Here is a 21187-nt window from a genome sequence, read left to right on the forward strand (position 1 = left end):
ATTTTTCCTCATAATCACTTGATTTTTAGAAACTATTCCCTATTTTGGCATTCCCGAAAAATTTTAGAGTTGAAGATTACTATTTTTACTAAAATTGGTACATTTGGGGAGTTCATTAAGTTGAATATCTTTTGAGTTTAAACATCTATTTTAATCGACCAATATATTTTTGAAATAAAAACTTCTTATAGAAAATGAAAAAACTAATGCTTTCCTGGACCCTGGTTTTAGCTGTTGCGGGTCTTTCTTTAATGTCTTGTGGAAAAGATAAAGATGATAATAAACCTGAAGATCCTGCAGAGTCTACTTTTAAAGATCCAAGAGATAATAAGGTATACAAGACAATTAGAATTGGTAATCAGACTTGGTTTGCTGAAAATTTAAATTACGATCTCCCATCAAATATTGGAAGTTCTGCATGCGCAAGTGATAGTTGTGATAAATATGGTAAAATGTATCCCGCAGATGCAGCACTTTTAGCCTGTCCAAAAGGTTGGCATTTGCCAAGTGATGCTGAATGGAAATTACTTGAACATAACTTAGGTATGACGGATGCAGATACAGCAAAATCTGGAAGTGAATCACGAGGTGTAGCTGAAGGTGTTTTAAAGAAAATGACAATAGGGGGGACTTCAAAGTTTGACATTGTTTTAAATGCTGACAAAATTGCTGAATATTGGACCTCAACAAAGCTTAATGGAAGTCAATATTCAAGGTTCTTTAGTGGAAATAGCAAAAATATATATAGGGAGCTTCAAGGACCTGGTGCTTATAAGTCTGTCCGTTGTTTGAAGGACTAACTTTTAAAAATCTTGGCAAAAGCATTGTATGCTTTTGCCAGAATTGCCTTACAAAACTTTTAGGAGATAAATATGAAAAAATTTTTATTTTTGCTTTTTATAATCGGTGCAGTTCAAAAGGTTTCGTTTGCACTGGTGACGTTATCTGACCCAACGCCTCCACCTCCAACTTTATCTCTTTCTCTTAATCAATCAAGCGGATGTATACATAATGGAAATAGTAAGGTTACAGTTTCTTTTTCAATTGCAAATAAGGAATCGGGTAAAGAATATGAAGCTATAATTCACTATGTAAGCAATGGAAATGATATCGTTGTACAAAAATTAGGAAGTGGAAATTGTGATCATTGGACATCTCAGTCTGGATATTTTTATGGAGAACTTGTGATTAAAAATACAGCAACCCCAATCCTTCACACAACAGGTCATTATGACTATACAGTGAATTTGGTCGAAAAACCAAACTTACAAAAAAATTACTATGATGTATGTGTGGGAATCGGTAATGACATCACTTTTGATATAACTATAACAAATGCAAGTAATAAAGTAGACTATAGTTTACAGGGCGGCTCTAGCGGAAGTACATTTACGTATGTTGGAAACGGGGGAAATCCTAACAATGCAGTCTATTCGTACAAAGGAAAGACCACAGTGGATGACAATACAGACATTAAGTTTAAAGTCATTGCAAAAAGTAAAGCAGATCCGAGTTGCGATATTGAGTCGGATGAAATAACAGCTAAGGTACATAGACCACAGACACTTCAGGAGATTGGTGGTTCGTATACAATTTACCTTTCTTCACCGACTCCGAAAAAGCTAAAGGAGTTGTTTGTAAATCTTCCCAGTAATGTAAATTTAACTTTTGATACAAAAAAGGCTAAAAAATATGTCTATAAAAATAGTTCGAACGAATATGTTTTTGATCCATCCGTAGCAGCTCCTTATACAGGAAGTTTCAAAGACTCAATCGTATATACAGTTGATTATGGGACATGCGGTAAAGTTACTAACATAGATCTTAAGACAGAGATCATAATTGTAAACGATAAGGAAAGCTTACCTTCCTTTCTAAAGTCAGTGGAACCTCTCCCTATCTGTAATAATTCAGAAAATTTTTCATTTATTGCACTTATTAAAGATGAATGCCAGGATCCAGACCCTTGGCTTCCAACCATTTCAGTTATTGCAGATAATGGAACATTTCCAGCGAAAGATATTAAGAGTGAAGGAAGGGATGATTTGACTGGCGCTTATAGATATAGGTTTACCATTGAACCTCACAAGTATAAAGTTAGCAACAATGGTGTAGTGAAAGTAGAAATAAGTTCTATTTGTGATCTTAAAATACTGCCAATTATTGATTACATGCCCTATAGGACAGATCTTACATTAACAGTACCTCCAAAAACTTTTATCAGCGGATTTCCTTCAGAAGTGAATGGTATTGTAAGTTTATGTAGTTCTTCCTCAGATACAATTTCTATTCGTGGCATTCCATCAGGAAGTTCGGGTAAGTATGTAATTGAAAAAGGTATTTCACTAGGAGGCAATAATTATAAATTTGAGCCTACTGAACCAACTGCTTTGAGGTATGCTGGGTTTGCATCGCCAGAGAGCGATCCCACTCTTGAAAGGTTTGTTCCAGCACAGGTTTTTAATAATGTTATATCATCAAAGTATGATAGTGTAATAAGGATTACGTATTGGTCTCCCAAGCCTTGTTCTGATTCTACGTCGATCATCCTTAAGTTTTTACCTCCTGCTGATATTAAATTTACATATCCAAATGATACTATATGTTTTGGAGATGAGTTAATGCTTAACGTTAAAGGTAAAATTAATATAGGGGATAATTTTTTGTGGAAATTTGGAGATGGGGGAAGTTTATCATCACCAGATTCAAATTTATCTTACGTTTATGAGAGACCCGGAAGGTATTTTCTGAGATTTCAGACAAATATTAAGGATCTGAACGAAGTTGAGATGTGCAATAATGACATTATTGATACCATTTATGTCGGCGCTAAACCAACCGCATCCTTTGACATATACAACAATTATTTAGGGGAATCAGTCCGTTTAGAATCAAATTCTAAAATTCTGGTTCCAAATACACCAGAAGCAAAAGATACAATCTTCGCATGGAATTGGAAGTTTAGCGGAGGCCTGACAGATTTGCAAGGGGATTCAGTTTCTTTTGGTTCCCCTGGTGTAGAAATAGACCCATATCAAGTCCTTCATATCACGACTGCATCATGGGGTTGTTCGGACACGGCTATTTTAAGTATGCCAATTTTTCCCGTTCATACTGTTTCACCTGATGAATTCGATAAGGAACAATTCAATACATCATCAAAAAATGGCTGGTATCACACCGGTCAATATTATAATGATGAAACTCTTTCGAGCTGGAGGAATGTGCCTCCAAACGGAGCCCATATAAAAGCAATTTCTCCTGGGGACGCAGCATGGTTTACCAGCGTTTCTGGCAAAGGTGGATATAATGCAGGTGAAAAGTCCTGGGTTGAAAGTCCAGTTTATGAAATAGGAAACTTGCAACTTCCAATGTTATCTATGGATACCTGGACTGACATGAATTACCCATTTGATGGGGCTTCTGTTCAGTTTGCTTTTGTCGATACCACAGCATTTGGAAAGGAGAAATGGCAAACTCTGGGAGAAATGGATGGTGAAGGACTTAACTGGTATAATTTTAATTCGGTTAGCGGAAAACCTGGCAATGAAGAACAAGGCTGGACAGATAATAAATCCGGTAGGTGGTCCTTATCAGCCTATAGGCTTGATACAATCCTTAAATTATCTGCTCAGGATCCTGTTAACAGAAAGCGCGTCCGTTTCCGGATTGTTCTTGGTACTACAACGATAGGACAAAATATGGATGGCTTTGCTTTCGATAATTTCTTTGTAGGTCAAAGAAACAGAAAGATCATTGTAGAAGAATTTTGTGATCATGAAAATAAAATTGAGAACCCTGATGAACTCTTTATAGATCCTCAGGCTTTGAGGGTTCAATATCACCTAGCCGATCTTGTTGACGATGATGAGATCAATATTCAGAATCCCTACGAACCAAGTGCGAGAGCGTTGTTGTATGGTATTGGCAAGACTCTTCCAAGAATTGTGCTTGATGGTATCTTCTTTGAAAATGATAAAGCGTTTGGAACTGAATATGTAAAATGGTCTCAGAAGTCATTGCTTGAGCGTTCATTGATTACATCACCTTATAATATCAAACTGAACTCTAATAATAATGGAGATAGTCTTAAGATTGAAGCCACAATTGAGAAATCTTCAACAGTTACAGAGGACAAAAATTATGTAGTACAAGTTGCCATAATTGAAAAAGTTGTGCAAGGTAATGGTAAAGAGTTTACCAATGTGCTTCGCAAGATGCTTCCTAACTCTGCTGGTCACCGCATAGATAAGAATTCTGTATGGACCTCTACCACTATCAACACTAGTTGGAAGCCTACGATAAAGCCTACAAGCGATATTTATATTATGGCTTACCTCCAGGATGAGGATACAAAAGAGATTTATCAGTCGGACTACTTACCAGTGGCATTGGCAGACTATCAAAATCTTTATTCGGGAGCCCGTCCGGGAAGTCCTTCTGCTAAGGGCTCTTTCAGTGATCTGACTTTAAGTCCGAATCCTACCTCTCACGACCTGATGGTAAGATTCGACGGAGTCCTTAAGGATGATTATACCTGGTCCATCATAGATGTTCTGGGCAATCAGAGAAACGCAGGCTTAATGCTTTATGGTACAGAAGCTAAAATACTCAGTACCGAACAACTAGGTACAGGCATGTATTACCTGAAGCTCGAAGGAGAGGGTCGCAGCTTTATTAAGAAATTTTCAGTAGTTAAGTAAGGAAAGCAACAATGAAACACTTTTTATCCACTACATTTTTGGTCCTTATCGGATTGTTATTTCTGTTGCCGGGCTGTAACAAAAATGAGAATGTAAAACCTGATGAATCAGGGATGTTTGTGAAGTTTTATGGAGGCAGCTATGACGATCATGGCTACTCTGTAGTTGAAGCTCCAGATGGCGGTTTTTATGTTTCCGGAAGTACTTATCGTGCAAATCAACCCGGAGCGGATACAAACATATTTGTCGTGAAAGCAGATCGCAATGGAAATGCTATATGGACAAGATACTACAATCTTGGAGATGGATTTGATGAGATTGCCCGCGATATGATCATCGATAAAGATGGTAATGTTGTGATTGCAGGATACAAACGTAATAAGAACAAAACAACGGATGTATTACTGTTCAAACTGAAAAATGGAAATCCCCTTGATACATCGTTTGTTACCTTTGGTGACACTGCTACAGATGAGAAGGGATATAATCTGGTGCAAACATCGGACGGAAATTATATTGTATATGGAAGTGCAGAAACAAAATCAGCACTTTTAGATATGTACTTGTTGAAAACAGATTTAACAACTGCCCTTTGGAAAAGACAAATGGGTACATTAGACAGAAATGATTTAATTGGCTCGTTTGATATCGTGGATAATAAGCGTCTTGTATGGTGCGGAACAACAGAAAGAAATGGTGAAAGAAATATAGCAGTTACAACTGCAGATGATTATGGAAACTTCCTGTGGAACCTAACCTATGTCCCACATAATGGAATCAATGAGTATGGAAGAAGTATTGTAAAGACAACAGAAGGATATGTTATTGCAGGCAGTAAGAACAGGACAACGGATGCTACAAGTTTAAAGGATGTTTATATTGTAAAGACCGACTTTAATGGTATATCAGGTGTTAATGATAAATTTGTTGTGCCGGGCAATTATAGCTCAGAGGCTAATTCTATAGTAGCATTAGGCAATGGTGTTTATGGAGTTACTGGTTATATCAGAACAGCAGCAGGAGACAAGAATATCTATGTAGCCAAAGTCACTGAAGAAGGAAAAGTGCTGGCATCAGCAGAGTTTGGAGGAGCAGGAGATGATGAAGGTAAACACATCATCTATACTAAAGATGGAGGTTTCCTTGTTATAGGTTCTATCTATGCAGTTAATAACTCCATGATGGCTGCCTACAAGATGAGCTCTGATTTGAAGCTTGTCAAATAAGAAAGCATACAAATATATCAAAGGCAGCCAGCAAATGGCTGTCTTTTTTTACATCATTTTTTTAGTTAAAAGATTATTTAAAACAGCTATGGAACATGCACTCAAATTAATGCTAAAACTTTTTTTTGATTTATAGAAATCTATTGGATATAGAGATTGTACAATAGTAGAAAGGCTATTTGTGCAGGTAGTTTTTTGTTTTATCTTTTTAATTATACTGATTTAGCTATGGGAGAATTTTTAAATAAAAGTCGTCAAGGGGGTGGCACCAAACCAAACCTTCACCAGTCACAACACTCGCAATTAAAAGCAAATGATCAAAAATCGTCTCAAAGCATAGAGGAAAAATCAGAAGATAAATTTTCTAAAGATTCTTCATTGGCAAAAGTATTACAAGGAAAATGGGATAGCTCAGAAGGAGGAGAGGAAAATAATCAGAAGGGAGGCCCTGTACCTCCCATGCTGATGGAAGAAGATGAAGAGCCTGTTCAGAGAAAAGGACCGGTGCCATTGCAGTTTCACGCAGCAGAAGAGGAAGATATTCCTGTTCAGAGAAAAGGTCCAGTGCCTCCTATGTCAATTGAGAACGAGGAGGAACAACCAATTCAAAGAAAGGGGCCAATTCCTTTACAGTTTTATGCGATTGAAGAAGAAGAAGAACCGGTTCAACGGAAGGGCCCAGTTCCTCCTATAAGTTTTGATCAAGAAGAACTGTCTCAAAGTGGTTCTTCATCATCTGATAAGATGCCTCCATTTGTTCAAAGGAAAATGGAATCGTCATTCGGGGAAGATTTTTCTGATGTTAATATTCATGCCAACTCATCCCAATCAAAGGATCTTAATGCCCATGCTTTTGCCAAAGGCAATGACATACATTTCGCTCCGGGTAGGTACAATCCTGAGTCGCAAAAAGGGCAGGAACTTTTAGGTCACGAACTGACCCACGTTGTTCAGCAACGGCAGGGAAGAGTGCAGTCAACTGCTCAGAAGAAGGGCGTGGGGATTAATGATGATGTGGGATTGGAGAAGGAGGCGGATTTGATGGGAGAAAAGGCAGCGAAGGGAGAACAACTATTGGTTGGCAACTCTTTATCAACTCAAAGTTCAGACAAGATGCCAATTCAGAAGAAGAAAAAGGAAGACGTCTTAAAATCTGTCAGCGATTATAAGGATGATATTGCTAGTGCTTGTCAGCAATATGGGATTGAAGAAAAACAACTCAAAGCTATTATTGCAGTTGAATCCGCAGGAATAAAGGATGCAACGAGTGGATCTGCATTTGGATTAATGCAATTGACGGAAGAGACATGGAATGATACAAGAAAGAGGTATCCTGAACTAAAGGCTTATGATTTTGGAACATATTGGAAAAATCCGAAAGTAAATATCATGTTTGGTGCAGCTACTTTCAAATTAAAGTTGAAAAGTGTAGGGGTAAACTCACAAGATAAGAACTTTGCAGCCATTGCAATTACTGCTTATAATGCGGGTGAGGGAACAGTTAAAAAAGCTATAAATTATGCTTCTGCTGCAGGATGTAAAGATCCATATTCGGAATGCTTTAATGCTCAATATTTAAAACCAGCCATTAAAGATACTGGGATTTATAAATACTACTTAACGGGAAAAGGAAAGAAAAGCAATAAAACAGGAAGTATTGAAGAAGCTATAGAATTAAAATATAATGAGGTTCTTGCTTATCCTAATAAGGTTAATGAATATCTTGATCTTCAGAATGGGAAAGAAAATAAGGATCTTAGCAAGCAAATTGCTGAAACCTCAAGCTTAAAAAAAGGGAATAAGGAAAGTGTTGTCAATATGCCAGGTATACAAAGTTCAGGAGCTACATATGTTGTGAAAAAAGGAGAAACTTTAGATATTATTGCAAATAAAAATTCAGTTTCCAAAGAAGATTTGATAAAGTGGAATTTAAAGAAATTGCGAAAATGGGGAAATATTGAGGGATTTGAAGCTGGGGAAGCAATTTTAATTAGGAAAGATAAACTTCAAAAGGAAGAAGTTAAATCAAGTACACCTGAACCAGGTATAATGAATGTTTTGTTTAATTATTTTGAAACATCTAAGGATATTGTTAGCGAATTGTATAATGAAACTTCAGAAGGAATCTCAAGATTTTTTTATAATATGCTCTTTGACAATGAAACAAATGCTGGAGCTCAGGATAAAACTTCACAAGCCGCTGATAAGCAAAAATTGTCCCCTACAGCTTCTAATGACAAATTAAACAATTTAAAAGCTAATTCTGTCATTAATCATATTGATAGGGTTGCAGCAGCAAGGGGATTGGTTAGCATTCCATACAAGCAGGAAACTGATAGTGGGTTGAGAACTGGGGATTCAAAAGATGCTAAAGCGTTTATGGACTGTTCTGAGTTCGTATGTAGAGTGCTATATGCAAATGGTGTTACTGATAAAGTAGAACAGTTAAATTCGGACGGATTAAAAAACTTATTATCTAATAATAAGAAATTTGAGCATAGTAATTCTGCGAAAGCCGGAGATATAGCATTATGGGATGGGCATGTTGGAATTGTTTCCAGTGTTGAAGGGGCAAAAATAAGGTTGATACATGCAAGAGGAGAGGGTAAATTATCTTCTGAAAACAAATATCATATTTTACCATCAGAATATAGAACTTCGAAATTTTACGGATATTACAGTCCGAAACAATTATTGGCAAATTAAAATCATTTTGTATGAGCGATAAATTATATATTATTTTGTTCCTTTTTATTTTTTATGCTTGCTCGGATAGACATGAACAGAGATCTGTAAACACTAACGTAGGTACGATGGATACATTGATAAAATCATCATCTAAAATGCCTGAAGGGAATTTTGATCCAAATGATAGTATACAATTACGTTATAAATTTATTAAAGAGGTTCCCACACAATTTAAAATCAATGATTCAATTATATATTTAGGGAATGGTAAATGTATAGTAGGCTTTGATTTGAAAGGGGAAAAAGTCTCAGAGATAAAGATTGCACAAGAAATATTAAATGGAATACCTTTTTCAGATTTTGAAGCATCTGAGGTATTTAACAATATGTATTATCTCTTGATAGGAGGAAAATTTATTCTTGTTGATGCTAATGATTCTCAGCAAAAAATAGTCTTCGAGTATAATGCCGGTGGAGATAAAATTTTTAGTGCAGGTAAGGATAATTTTTTTATCCCTTATCAAAGTCAAAGCTCAGATGGAGGTATAATTAGTAGTTTAAAGAAGTATTTTGATAATGAAAATAAATTGAATGATTTTAAGTCTAATGTTGATTTTTCGGGCGAAAGTTTTTTGGCATCGAATGGAGTTATTTATTTCATCTCGGAAGGTAATGAATTGCATTTAGTTAGTTACAATGAAAGGATAGAGACAGATATAATACAACTTGAGGGAATGATCGACAATAGAGCTTGGGTGCTGGGTTTTCAGAATGACAAATTGTTGGTTAAGCAGGTTTCTGATTCAGGAAATGATATAATTTATGAATTAAATAAGAATAATTTTAAAGTTGAAAAAAGTAATTTGTTGGATATTGATTATTCTGATATTAATCAAGAACTCCTGGAAGATGAAGATTTATTTTTAGATAATCCAAACAGGATTTTTTATGCGAGCTATAAAAATTCTATTAAGGTGCTTCGTATTGGGAAATCGGGCAATGCTATAGTTTACTCATTATGACCTTAAGATGGAAGAATTATAATGACTCGAATTTTCTGAATTCAAATTGGGGTCCTTGGTTTTGGGCTAAATTATTTGTAGGAGGGTCAGACCTATATTCTTTATGCAAGATATGTTTTTTGAAGTTGTTAAAACACAATTATATATAAGACTTGAATGGTAATTTCAAGCTTGTCTTAGAAGCAAGACAAGATTCCGTACCAAATTTGATTTAGATCTTTTTGAAATTAATTCCCTTTGCTACTTCTTCTAAAAATCCATTTAAACACTTGATTTTTAAGTCAATCTTGTTATTTTTGATAAGATTATCTTTTAACAGCAGTAGGATTTTTTAGGAATGTCAGAATGTTTCCATTCAAGATATAAAATGTTTGAGGCATTCTGATTATTCAGGAATAAGATATTCTTTCCGTATAAGTATGTTTTTCATTTTATCTTGTATTACACTCATTCAGCAATGAGAGAATTTTTACATAAAAACCGTCAAGGAAATGATAGCAACCGAAACCTGCATCAATCCCAGCAGAAGCAGCTAAAGGCTGTTGATCAAAAATCTTCACAAAATCCAGAATCTGAAGAAGAGCAATCTAAAGATTTATCATTTCAAGATGTCTTGCAAAGAAAGTGGGATAGTTCTGAAGGAGGTGAAGAACATAATCAAAGAAGAGGTCCTGTACCTTCAATGATGGAGGAAGAGGAAGAAGAGCCATTACAAAGAAAGGGACCTGTGCCATTGCAGTTCCACGCAGAGGAAGAAGAAGAATTGCCAATGCAGCGCAAAGGCCCTGTACCTCCTATTAGTGATGATTCAGGTAAGCTCTCTCAGAGTGACTCTTCTTCATCCGATAAGATGCCGCCTTTAGTACAAAGAAAGATGGAGACCTCATTTAGCGAGGATTTTTCTAATGTAAATATTCACAAGAATTCTGCACAATCTACAGATATGGATGCCCATGCGTTTACTCAGGGCAATGACATACACTTTGCACCGGGACAATACAATCCTGAATCTCAACAGGGGCAGGAATTGTTAGGTCATGAACTTACTCATGTTGTCCAGCAGCGGTCCGGGGTGGTGAAACCTACTACTCAGATGAAAGGTGTTGGGGTCAATGACGATGCTACTCTCGAAAACGAAGCTGATGTCATGGGTAAAAAAGCTGCGGAAGGAAAACCTGCAGAAGTGGAGGGGGCAGGATCTGGAATACAAAAGGAAACGGCTGAAGGAAACCTTTCTGAATGGAGAAAGAATGGAAAGTTAAAAGGCAAGGTCCCTGTGCGAGATGAAAATTCTGTACCTGATGCTAATGTTTCTGAAGAAGAAAGTACTTATCAGGCATTGCTGGCGGAGGCAGAAAAGTTGCAAACTCAGCAAAGGGACAGGGCAGATAAGATGATCGTTAACAGGGAGGTAACAAGCTTTAATTACTGGTTTGCAAAAGTATATAGCCTGGTTTCAAAACATGAAATCGAATATGTAAAGGCGGGGGCTTATTATTATCCATCCTATGTGTTAAGATGTGTTCTTTATTTCGAAAGACTTTATAATGATAACTTAAATGCACAAGCTTCAGGAGGGAAAGTAGAAGATCATTGGAAAGTTGCTTTTGATAAAGCAAAGGATTCAAAAGCTAAGTTTGATATGTTTGATCAGGATCAGAAGACCCCGTCTGTTGGTCCTGTTGGCGAACCTGGAGAAAGGGCCGCAAGAGCAGGCCAATTTATGAGTAACGAAGCAAATAAAGCAATGGCAGTTGTCGCTTCTCTTGTTGCTTCCATGTTGGCGCATATTCGTTTCGATCTTCCCAGAGCAGAAGCCTGGGTTTATAATACCTACTACAAATCTCAGACTCCCACAATAAAAACATTCATGACTGACTTTATGACCATGGGAGGTGTTTTCGATAATGCCGGAAGAGAGATGCAGGCTGTTATTGCCCAAAAGGGAAGTGGGCTTGCTGGTATTACACCGAAGATGGCTCAGGATATGTCTATGAGATATTTATATGGAGCTGATATGACTAAGGAGCGTGCAGATACCTGGAAAAGAGCAGAGGAGCTTTCCTTGTTGCCTCAGTCAGATCAGGCTGCAGATCCTTATGAAAAGGGAATAGGCGATGTTGGGAAGGACCCGGCTTCCTATACAGATTGGTTGAATAAAATCTCAACTAACCCAAGTATGAAGGATACGGAGACTCCTCCTGTAAAGAATAGTTCAGAGATTTTAAGTAAGACTGAGCAGGAGCTGGCAGCTCTCCCTTTAGTGGAGAGAATAAGAATGGTAGCGCAAATGCTTTTTGCAACAACAATGGATGGGGCGGAAGATGCTATAATGAAAATTCTTTTTGCAACTCAAAAGTTTAAAACATCTGAAACCATAACCTTAATAGATGGAGTTGATCCTTATGAACTTCTGCACGATTGTGACGGCGCCCAGTTTATGACACTGCGCTTTTTTCTGAAAAGTTATTATTATTCCAATGCACCAATGGTTTCAATGGTAAGGCTCCAGAATACATTGATCTCTGTTATAAAAACCTTCAATGAAAGCTGGGAGGGGGATATAATGCTGGATATGCTGGAGAAAAGACCTGACAGAAAAAGTATTGTTACTGCAGCAGGTGTTTTCCAGCCTGGTCCTAATACAGGTCCGGACAAAACATTCTGGGATGGCTTTGATATTTTATATAATAATATAATGAAAACGGAATTCCAGAGATCTCAACTTTGTGCTTTATTTGGAATTCCTTATTTGAATTCAGGGGGAAAAGGTGTTCCGAGACCAGTTACTAATGACCCCAATAAGCAATCAGAAAAGGGAGGCAAAGAGACGCAAGGACATGCAGGTAACGCTGAGAAAACTTCTGATTCCGGAGGTAAAGGCCAGCAAACTGAAGAGCAGCAGAAGTATCTGAATATTGATATTAAGAAACAGGACTATCAGGAAATTAAAAACCCTACAGGTGCTGTTTCAATAGGTATTGTTGAAGCAAGGATCCTGGAGAGAAAACCAGATGGAGTAAAAATTAAGGTGAAATTTAATATGAATGATGGGAAATTTATTTTAGTTGGAAAAAATGAAATAGAACTAAAGGGACATTATAATGCAGCAGGAGATATTATTGAGACGGAAGCTTTTACAATTCCTGTAAATTATGATGGTAAGCAAATGATTATATCCTTTAAAAAGTTACATGTTCCAGTAAAAGATGTTAAAAATTGATTTTGCATGAATAGAGACTTTATAATCTTTAACTTGGAACAAAGTGAAATATAGGCTGGCATTATTCTTATTGTTTTCTTTATCGTACATGCAAAGTTGTAGTAGTCAGGACTTGCGTTTAAAGTTTCATGGATTTTGACAAAGACATTTTGAAATTAAATGTTGTATGTCCTTAAGGTTGTAGTTAATTAAATTTCCCTTTGCAGAATAATTGCGGTATGCTTTTATATATTTTAAAATGAATATTAAATCAATATATTTTTTACTACTGATTATATTAGGTATGGCAAGCTGTAACGCGCAAGAGTCAAAGTTGAAGTTCCCGGCCTTTGATGATAATGGTTGTTCTATAACTATTCCTATTGATAAAGGCTATGGAGAGTTTATAAAAGAGAATGACGGATTCTTAGATATTGATAAATCTGAGTTTAAGGACAGCACTTATATGCTGTATTTACCACAAAGTAAACTACCTTCATTGATGATTACAGTGGAGGGTTTAAATATAAAAAAGACGCATACGCCACTCGACTTTTCGAAGGCAATAATAAAGCAATATCAAAATTCGATTCATAAGGTAGATGATATAAAGTATAAAGATTTTCAAGTTGATGAAGTTGGAGTTGTGAACAAAGTAAGTTATAAGTTTGTCTCTAATGAAATGTATGCAGTTTATTACTCTTTTTTTCATAATGGAAAAGCGTTAACCCTGGGTTATACATTTATGGATAGTAAAACTGCCAAAGACCCTGATGAAGATATAAAACGACTTGTGTTGTATTGTCCATAAATTTTTCAAGAGCATATTAAAACCGGTGAAAATAGTCTGGTTAAAAAGCTGACTGTTTCAATGGAATTTATAAAATTTTTCTGCTCATCAAATACCTAAAATGCAAGGGAATACAAAATTCCATCGTACGATTTTATCTCCAGATTTAAGGCCTTAGAGACTTTTAAAAATAAAGTCGGAGGACAATAATTTCCTGACAATCAATATAAAGGATGTAAATTCTCTTTTTACGTACAACTTTACTTATATAGCATTCGTGCGGCTCTCATTGCTTCCTGGTCAAGTCAAATAACTTTCCCTTCTGAGTCATGATCTCTTTATCAATGGGATTGTATTCGTTTGAAAATTGCACAGAACTTCCCGGATTTATATAATCTTTTTTTTAAAGGGGCTTGATTAGTTAAATCAACCTGATTTTTTTTCATCAGTAGATTGGTAATGTTGATTGGATATAAAATCCTCTTTATGTGTAAGGCATAGATTTTATGCCTGTTTCATTAAAAATAATTTTTCTTTACTATATCAATAAACCTTACAATGGGTCTCTCTGCAAATTGCATTTTCGTTTAAATACTCTTATAAGTGCAGCATTACTGGTAGCATTAACGACGACATTGTATATGAGGAACATAGGTTCATTCATCTTTCTGATAGCTATTTTCTTCTTTCATTCTGTGGAAGGAGCTGGTAAAAAAAGTAGTTCAGGAAAAGAAGTAGAGGATAAACGATCTGTTGTAATAAAAGCAATAGAATCAGCTGAATTATATGACAAATCCGGAAAAACAAAAAGGGCAATTACGGAACTAGAAAAAATCATTGAGACGGCAAAGATCTGTGGAGATGAAAACCTACTGGCAAAGACTTATGAACTATTGATTCAGTTTAATCATAAAACCGGTGCTCGCAAAAAAGAAGAAGAGTATACCTATTGGCTGAACTTAATTAAAACGGCAGCGGAAAAAAAGCAGCTGGAAAGGCAATCAAGGAAAAATGAATTAGAAATAACCAAGCTACGAAAACAAAATCATGAAGCTGAAATAGATAAGCAGCAAACCGAAGAAGAGCTTAGTAAACAGACTGACGAATTAAAAAGAGCGAAAGATTCTTTAGATTTCCTTGATTTAAAGAATAAAGAACACCTTGCTCAGATAGACTTATTAAAAAAAGAAAGAGAGATTGAAGATTTAAAAATTAAAGAGCAGGAATCAAGATTAAAAAATCAGGAACTTGTAATAAAGGAAAAAGATGCTCGACATAGGTTCATTACAGCGATCATCGCTTCCTTGATTTTAGGTATCATTACCCTTTCTGTATTAGCTTATGTAATTTATAAAAACTTACGTCAGAAGAGACTTTACAGTGAACAGATTGAAAAACAATTGGGTGTAATTAAACATCAGCACGAGAACATTACCAATTCAATCAATTATGCTCAGAAAATTCAGAATGCAATGCTACCAAATGAGAGTGATTATCAGCATTTATTCGAAGATTCTTTTATCTTATTTAAGCCCAAAGATATAGTAAGTGGTGACTTTTACTGGTTTTTTAATGTAAATGAGGGGGATCGTGGAAATGAGGCAGGTACAGAAATAAGTAATAGAGTTATAATAGTAGCTGCAGATTGCACAGGTCATGGTGTTCCCGGAGCTTTGATGTCAATGGTTGGATACAACTTGTTAAACATGATTGTATATAATAAAATTTATGAACCGCATTTAATACTCAGTGAACTTAATAAAAATGTAAGGTCTGCCCTTCAGCAGGACAAGAATGATAATAAAGATGGTATGGACATGGCCTTATGTGTGATTAATCGTGAAAGTAAGACTATTGAATTTGCAGGAGCCAAGAACCCTATTATTGTCATTAAAAACGGAGAGATCGAGCATTTAAAAGGTGACAAACATCCGATAGGCGGCTCTCAGGGCGAGGCTCACAGAGATTACACCAAACATACAATTTCTTACGATGGTGATACGCAGATCTATATGTTCTCAGATGGATATGTAGATCAGTTTGGAGGACCTGAAAGTAAGAAATTTATGATAAAGAATTTAAAAGATCTGTTGTTGAAAATTCATAGGGAGCCATTCAATAAGCAAAAGGATATCCTGAATAAAACTATTGAAGAATGGAAGGGAACTAAGGAAAAGCAAATAGATGATATTTTGGTAATGGGCATGAAAGTGAACTAAAGTAAAAATCCCAATAATACTATTTTTAGGAGTATCATTGGGATTGGGATATTCCACTTATTAAACGAATACCAACTTAAGGAAAACTTCACCTCCTTGAAAGGGAGAATCTTATTGTAGCAAAAATTCCAATTACTTCAAAAGCTGCAATTCCTGCTACAGCCCACCAGTATTTTTTAAGAAGATGTTTTGCTATTGGTACAATTACTTTTTTTCCTTCCTCAGTTTTAAGAAAAGCAACAACTGCATTAACTGCTGCATCTGTTCCCATTGCCGCTATTGGGCTAACTGCATCTGATAAAGCCCCTTCAGCTTGCTGAACCAGTTTGCCTTCTTTTGAGCCAACGTCTTTTGTAACATCCACAGTTTGTTCTACTGCGGAACCTTTTTGAGTCACTGATTCTCCTACATTCTTAATTGTATCTGAAATGCCCATTTTATATCTCCTCCTTCCTCCTGATATTTATTTCTTATATAACAAAATTGGTAAGGGTATTAGTTGTGTTTGCATCATGTATTTCGATTAAATCAAAAGTTCTTGGGAGGATAAAGTTAATGGGTATCGTGACCAAGAGAAGAGCGTAAAAAAGCAAGAGTCCGAGCAACAGCAAAAAACTTCTCTTGCTCAATACTCAGACTCTTGTTGTATCAGGAGCGCTTCAAAAGCTCAGGCTCATATGTAAATTGTACAACTCCTGATCTGAAAACATCAGTCTTAATTAATCTCAAGTTGATGCGTTCTTTTAAATTTTCAAATAAAGGCTTTCCACTACCTAAAGCTACAGGATGAATAGAAATTTTATAGATATCAATAAGTCCTGAATTTATAAATGTCTTTATGAGGCTTGCTCCTCCGTATAGCCAGATATCTTTTCCCTCCTGCTTTTTTATCTCTGCTACTTTATTTGCTATGTCGGAAGTAATGAAAGTTGCTTTTTCACTTTGTCTGTTTTGGCTTGAAAAAACAAATTTTTTCTTGGAATGAATTCCTTGCCACATCGCCACTTCTGCCGGGCTTGTATTCTCGTCGGGTTGAAAATTTCCCCAGGCATCATAACTCACTCTACCATAAAATATCGTGTCAATGGTTGATATGAAAGCATCAAAGTTCATATCATCATCCATTATACACCAATCAATTTCTCCATTTGGGCCTTCAATAAACCCATCCAGGGTCATTGCTAGATTTAAAATTACCTTTCTCATATAAACATGTTTTGAGTAAAATTAAAGACTAGCGAGTTCCTGAACTTTGGAGAAATGCGACAAAATTAAAGTTGAGATGGAGCAAGTCCGGTGTTCCTTTTTATTTCATTGGTAAGATGAGAATGGTCATAATAACCGCATTCAAAGGCAATGTCTAATAAGCTTCGTTCCTGATCAGAATTTCTAATTATTGACATAGCATTTTGAAATCGAACGATATTTGAATATTCTTTTGGCGTAATGCCTATATGAGTTTTAAAATTTCGTTCTAGTTGTCTTACTGTTGTATTGTTTCTTTTTGAAATTTCATAAATACTAAGTTGGCCATTTGATTTATGAATATCTTCAATAACTGATTGGAGAGGCTGGTGGTTAATTTTAGTCCTATCAATAAAAAATCTGTTGAGATAATTTAAAGGACTCTTACTGATTTTTTCGAAGCTAAAGGATTGTCGAGGATCAAGCGCTATTGTAGAATTTGTCAATTCACATTGAGGGGCATATTTATAAAAAACTGAAAATGCAGCTGGTTTCAAGCATACGCCTACTAGATGAGTGTTAGCATCAATAAAGCTATCCTTAAAGGAAGTCATAGCCCCTACGGCATATGTTTTACCATAGTCCATAGAAACCAGGCCATTGTCAGTTCTGCAGGTATCTCCTAAATTAATAACCAGTCCAGAGCATCCATCAGGATAGGTGCGTTCCCACTGACCATCGTTAACTTCTCCCTTCAATTCCCAAAAGGAGTGAATATAAGGCGCTAATTCTATAGAAGGTTTAAGGTTTTGATATTTCATTGCTCTTGAGAGTAATTTTTTATTCTTACTTCTAAAGATTATATAAACGTAGTTTCATTAATTTAATTGACATTAAACCTGGTGGGGAGAGAAATTAAAGAAAAACAGATAGATGATATATTGGTGATGGGATCAAGCCTTCATTAAAATTATGAAGGCTTTATTTTTTCAGCTTCTTTTCCATCTCTGCAAGCAGTTTCTTTTGGAGTGATATAATTTCTTTATCCTTTGCCCTTAACTCCTTTTCTTTCTCCTGTAATTGCTTTCGGCACTTCTCCAACTCAGAAACAGAGTCAGACCCATAGGTGAGAATTTCAATAACAGTTACTTCTAGCACTTTTGCAATTTTTTCCAGATCCTCAATGGTAACACTTGTCTTATCTGTTTCAATTCTTGTATAGGTAGCCTTAGAGATTTCCGTTTCATATACAACATCATCCTGTGTAAGCCCTTTAGACTGACGAATTGCTTTTAGTTTTTTACCTAGAGATAAATTTTTCATGGGTCTGGTAAAACTAGCAGCAATTTTGCGCTGATATAAACTCAAATTTGATAACTAAATAATCAAAATTGATTATTTATGTTTGCAAAGAATATTTAAATAATTAATTTAGCAATCTATTTAACCAGCTAAATATCATGGAAGAAAAGCCAACCAGAGACACCTACAGTTACTCAGAGATCAAAAATCTCAGAGCAAAAATTCATTACCTTGAAGTTCTTGTCATGAACCTAAACAACGAGGTATTAAAATATGAAACCAAATTCATTACTAAAGCAGAGCTAAATCTTAATCTACTTGTCCTGCTGAATAAGATTGAAAGAGAAATACAGATGATTGGAAGTATAATGGCGTTAAGGTATGATAAAAGCTATAATTTTTATCGAGTTGATAATAAAACTCATGATTTAGTTCTTCTCGAAACACTCTATCCGGGAGAAGAGCTAATTGAATTATCAGGAGAGTTAATAGTGTTCATATAAAAAATTATGAAAGGCCTATGATTGTACTTCTTTGTATTGAGGAGGTTTTAATTGACTGCATGGACTTACTCACAGAAATGAGCGTTTAAATACTACAATAAGCCATTGAGTTTAGATGATCTAATTGAGATATCCCTGGTATAATAAAATCCTTCGAAAACTCATAGGTGGGCTTAATAAAAAAGCAAGAGTCCGAGCAACAGCAACAGAAGGAAAATTTCTCTTGCTCAATACTCACCCTCTTGCTGTTCAGTAGCCTCGACAGGAATCGAACCTGTATCAAAAGTTTAGGAAACTTCTATTCTATCCATTGAACTACGAGGCCTCAAAAATGAGGGTGCTAAAATATATATTTTCCTCAATAAATCAAATAATTCGGGTAGATCATCAGGTGTTTTTCTTTGACCTTCTGACCTATGATCTCCCTTAATTCATCAATATTCTCTCTCTGAGTAGCGCTTATAAAAACCGTCGCAAACTGATTTTTATTAAGATAACTCGACTTCAATTGCTCCAGGGATGCCTTTATAACCTCTGCCTCACTTATTTTCTCTCCATCAAGCTCACTTTGCTCGACTTCTGGATGATATTGATCTATTTTATTGAATACAAGTATTACAGGCTTATCAGCTGCTTTGATATCAGCCAGGGTAGCATTTACAACTTCAATATGTTCTTCAAATGATGGATGGCTAATATCCACTACATGAATCAATATATCCGCTTCCCTTACTTCATCCAATGTTGATTTAAAACTCTCAATCAGCGTTGTCGGCAATTTTCTTATAAAACCTACTGTATCAGACAGCAAATATGGAATATTCAGATAATTGATCTTTCTGACAGTCGCATCAACGGTTGCAAAAAGCTTGTTTTCAGCAAATACATCAGATTTGGAAAGCAGATTCATAAGGGTTGATTTACCGACATTGGTATATCCTACCAATGCAACCCTTACAATATCCGTTCTGGATTTTCTCTGAGTGGCATTTTGCATGTCAATCTTTTTCAGCTTCTCTTTCAGAAGCGTAATCTGGTCACGAATAACCCGCTTATCGGTTTCAATTTCTTTCTCTCCAGATCCCCCCCTGGTTCCGGTACCTCCTCTTTGTCTTTCAAGGTGTGTCCACATTCTTGTAAGACGAGGGAGCAGGTATTGATAACGGGCGAGCTCAACCTGAGTTCTGGCCTGAGCAGTCTGTGCCCTGTTCATGAAGATTTCAAGAATAAGCAGACTGCGATCATATATTCTTACCTTAAGCTCATTCTCAAGGTTTTTTAATTGAGAAGGAGAAAGGTCATCATCAAAAATAACCCTGTTTACAGAATGAGCGGTCACATATGCCTGTATCTCTTCGAGCTTTCCTTTACCTATAAAAGTACGACGATCAGGATGGTCTACCTTTTGGGTAAACCATGCAAGTGTCTCTACCCCAGCAGTGCTGGCAAGAAATGCCAGTTCTTCAAGGTATTCCTTAGCCCTGTCCTGAGGTTGTCTTTTATGAATAAGCGCTACAAGTATCGCTGTTTCTACTGCCTTTTTTGTCTCTTGTCCTGTATTTGTTTTCATCACGTAAAAGCAACAATATTTTTTTGCATCTTATTCACAGTAAAGAGAAAACTATTTCTTCAGTGTATTAATATAAAGAACCAGATTATCTATTTCCTGTTCAGACAATCTGCCTTCATAGCCGGCCATCACACCTCTTCCCTTTAGAATCATTTCTTTTTTCTGAGCATCAGAAAGCTGGGAAGCGGTAAGATCTTTTGCACCTGCAAGGCCTTGTTTCCCATCTATACCATGACATCTTGAACATTCCTGCTCATATATTGCTTTCGCATTGCTTAGAGCATTGTCAGCATTTTCCTGAATTATTCCTTCAGATGCTGATGAAGATTCATCAGATACAGCTGCCGGAACTTCGATTTTCTGCTTTGTCAGTGTTATGCTTTTTGTAAGTGCAATACCTAACACGTAAAAGAAGCCCAATAAAGCAATTACGGTTAAAGCTTTGTTTTTCTTTTTAAGACCAACAATTCCTAAAGGAATACAGGCCAGCACAATTACAATTTTAGCAATAATATAAGGTTGAGTATTTTTCGTTGCGTAAAGTAGATATCCTCCTGTGATCAGGATAAGTGCACCCATAATCATCTCCAAAACCTTGGTCTTTTCCCTTATTTTGTCGAGTTGCTCGTATCTATTTAACAGTAAAAGAACCGTTTTAATAATAAATGTAATCAAGAAGATTACCACCACAAGATTATGTGTGTGCAAAAAGCCTTTGGTCATAAAATTATATTTGTTTCAACCCAAAATTAATTTTTAGTTTGTAAAAAATCTAAT

At 35.9% G+C, this 21187-nt stretch carries 15 protein-coding genes and 1 tRNA gene; 9 read left to right on the forward strand and 7 right to left on the reverse strand.

From position 1 onward, the window contains the following. The first annotated feature begins 194 nt into the window (after positions 1-194). The 8 genes from MYP_RS20840 to MYP_RS20880 all read left to right on the forward strand — a co-directional run bounded on the left by MYP_RS20840 (position 195) and on the right by MYP_RS20880 (position 15850). Complete coding sequence (locus MYP_RS20840) at positions 195-800, forward strand: FISUMP domain-containing protein (protein ID WP_045467861.1); 606 nt, start codon at positions 195-197, stop codon at positions 798-800. 72 nt (positions 801-872) lie between these two features. Beyond that, positions 873-4703: a T9SS type A sorting domain-containing protein gene (locus MYP_RS20845; RefSeq protein WP_045467864.1), complete on the forward strand. Its 3831-nt coding sequence runs from the start codon at positions 873-875 to the stop codon at positions 4701-4703. Positions 4704-4714: 11 nt separating this feature from the next. Next, entirely contained in the window at positions 4715-5929 is a 1215-nt protein-coding gene (locus tag MYP_RS20850; protein ID WP_045467867.1) for a hypothetical protein, read from the forward strand. 228 nt (positions 5930-6157) lie between these two features. After that, positions 6158-8635, forward strand: a complete 2478-nt coding sequence (locus MYP_RS25480) for an eCIS core domain-containing protein (RefSeq protein ID WP_052430406.1) — start codon at positions 6158-6160, stop codon at positions 8633-8635. 11 nt (positions 8636-8646) lie between these two features. Beyond that, positions 8647-9639, forward strand: coding sequence for a hypothetical protein (locus tag MYP_RS20865; RefSeq protein WP_045467869.1), 993 nt, complete (start codon positions 8647-8649; stop codon positions 9637-9639). A 457-nt stretch (positions 9640-10096) separates the two neighbouring features. Further along, positions 10097-12862, forward strand: coding sequence for an eCIS core domain-containing protein (locus MYP_RS25485; protein ID WP_052430407.1), 2766 nt, complete (start codon positions 10097-10099; stop codon positions 12860-12862). A gap of 283 nt (positions 12863-13145) precedes the next feature. Continuing rightward, positions 13146-13652, forward strand: a complete 507-nt coding sequence (locus tag MYP_RS20875; RefSeq protein ID WP_156140768.1) for a hypothetical protein — start codon at positions 13146-13148, stop codon at positions 13650-13652. A gap of 485 nt (positions 13653-14137) precedes the next feature. Continuing rightward, positions 14138-15850, forward strand: coding sequence for a PP2C family protein-serine/threonine phosphatase (locus MYP_RS20880; protein WP_045467874.1), 1713 nt, complete (start codon positions 14138-14140; stop codon positions 15848-15850). 88 nt (positions 15851-15938) lie between these two features. Here the strand turns inward: MYP_RS20880 and MYP_RS20885 are convergent, their stop codons facing one another. The 4 genes from MYP_RS20885 to MYP_RS20900 all read right to left on the reverse strand — a co-directional run bounded on the left by MYP_RS20885 (position 15939) and on the right by MYP_RS20900 (position 18358). Next, complete coding sequence (locus MYP_RS20885) at positions 15939-16286, reverse strand: hypothetical protein (protein WP_045467877.1); 348 nt, start codon at positions 16284-16286, stop codon at positions 15939-15941. Positions 16287-16498: 212 nt separating this feature from the next. Beyond that, the gene (locus tag MYP_RS20890) at positions 16499-17056 is read right to left on the reverse strand and encodes a dihydrofolate reductase family protein (RefSeq protein ID WP_045467880.1); all 558 of its coding nucleotides are present in this window, start codon (positions 17054-17056) and stop codon (positions 16499-16501) included. A gap of 65 nt (positions 17057-17121) precedes the next feature. After that, positions 17122-17856 carry a helix-turn-helix transcriptional regulator gene (locus MYP_RS20895; protein ID WP_045467883.1) on the reverse strand — a complete coding sequence of 245 codons (735 nt, stop codon included), beginning with the start codon at positions 17854-17856 and terminating at the stop codon, positions 17122-17124. A 160-nt stretch (positions 17857-18016) separates the two neighbouring features. Beyond that, the gene (locus MYP_RS20900; RefSeq protein ID WP_045467885.1) at positions 18017-18358 is read right to left on the reverse strand and encodes a helix-turn-helix domain-containing protein; all 342 of its coding nucleotides are present in this window, start codon (positions 18356-18358) and stop codon (positions 18017-18019) included. Between the two features lie 137 nt (positions 18359-18495). Here MYP_RS20900 and MYP_RS20905 point away from each other — a divergent pair, with 137 nt between their 5' ends. Next, positions 18496-18840, forward strand: a complete 345-nt coding sequence (locus MYP_RS20905; protein ID WP_045467888.1) for a hypothetical protein — start codon at positions 18496-18498, stop codon at positions 18838-18840. Positions 18841-19093: 253 nt separating this feature from the next. On the opposite strand, the gene MYP_RS20910 is transcribed toward MYP_RS20905, so the two are convergent. The 3 genes from MYP_RS20910 to MYP_RS25490 form a co-directional block, all read right to left on the reverse strand. Further along, a tRNA-Arg gene (locus MYP_RS20910) sits at positions 19094-19165 on the reverse strand. Positions 19166-19198: 33 nt separating this feature from the next. Beyond that, the gene (gene hflX / locus MYP_RS20915) at positions 19199-20410 is read right to left on the reverse strand and encodes a GTPase HflX (RefSeq protein ID WP_197060149.1); all 1212 of its coding nucleotides are present in this window, start codon (positions 20408-20410) and stop codon (positions 19199-19201) included. Between the two features lie 51 nt (positions 20411-20461). Then, the gene (locus MYP_RS25490; protein ID WP_052430408.1) at positions 20462-21133 is read right to left on the reverse strand and encodes a SirB2 family protein; all 672 of its coding nucleotides are present in this window, start codon (positions 21131-21133) and stop codon (positions 20462-20464) included. Positions 21134-21187 lie beyond the last annotated feature (54 nt).

Source organism: Sporocytophaga myxococcoides (genome assembly GCF_000775915.1).
GTDB classification, from domain to species: Bacteria; Bacteroidota; Bacteroidia; order Cytophagales; family Cytophagaceae; genus Sporocytophaga; species Sporocytophaga myxococcoides_A.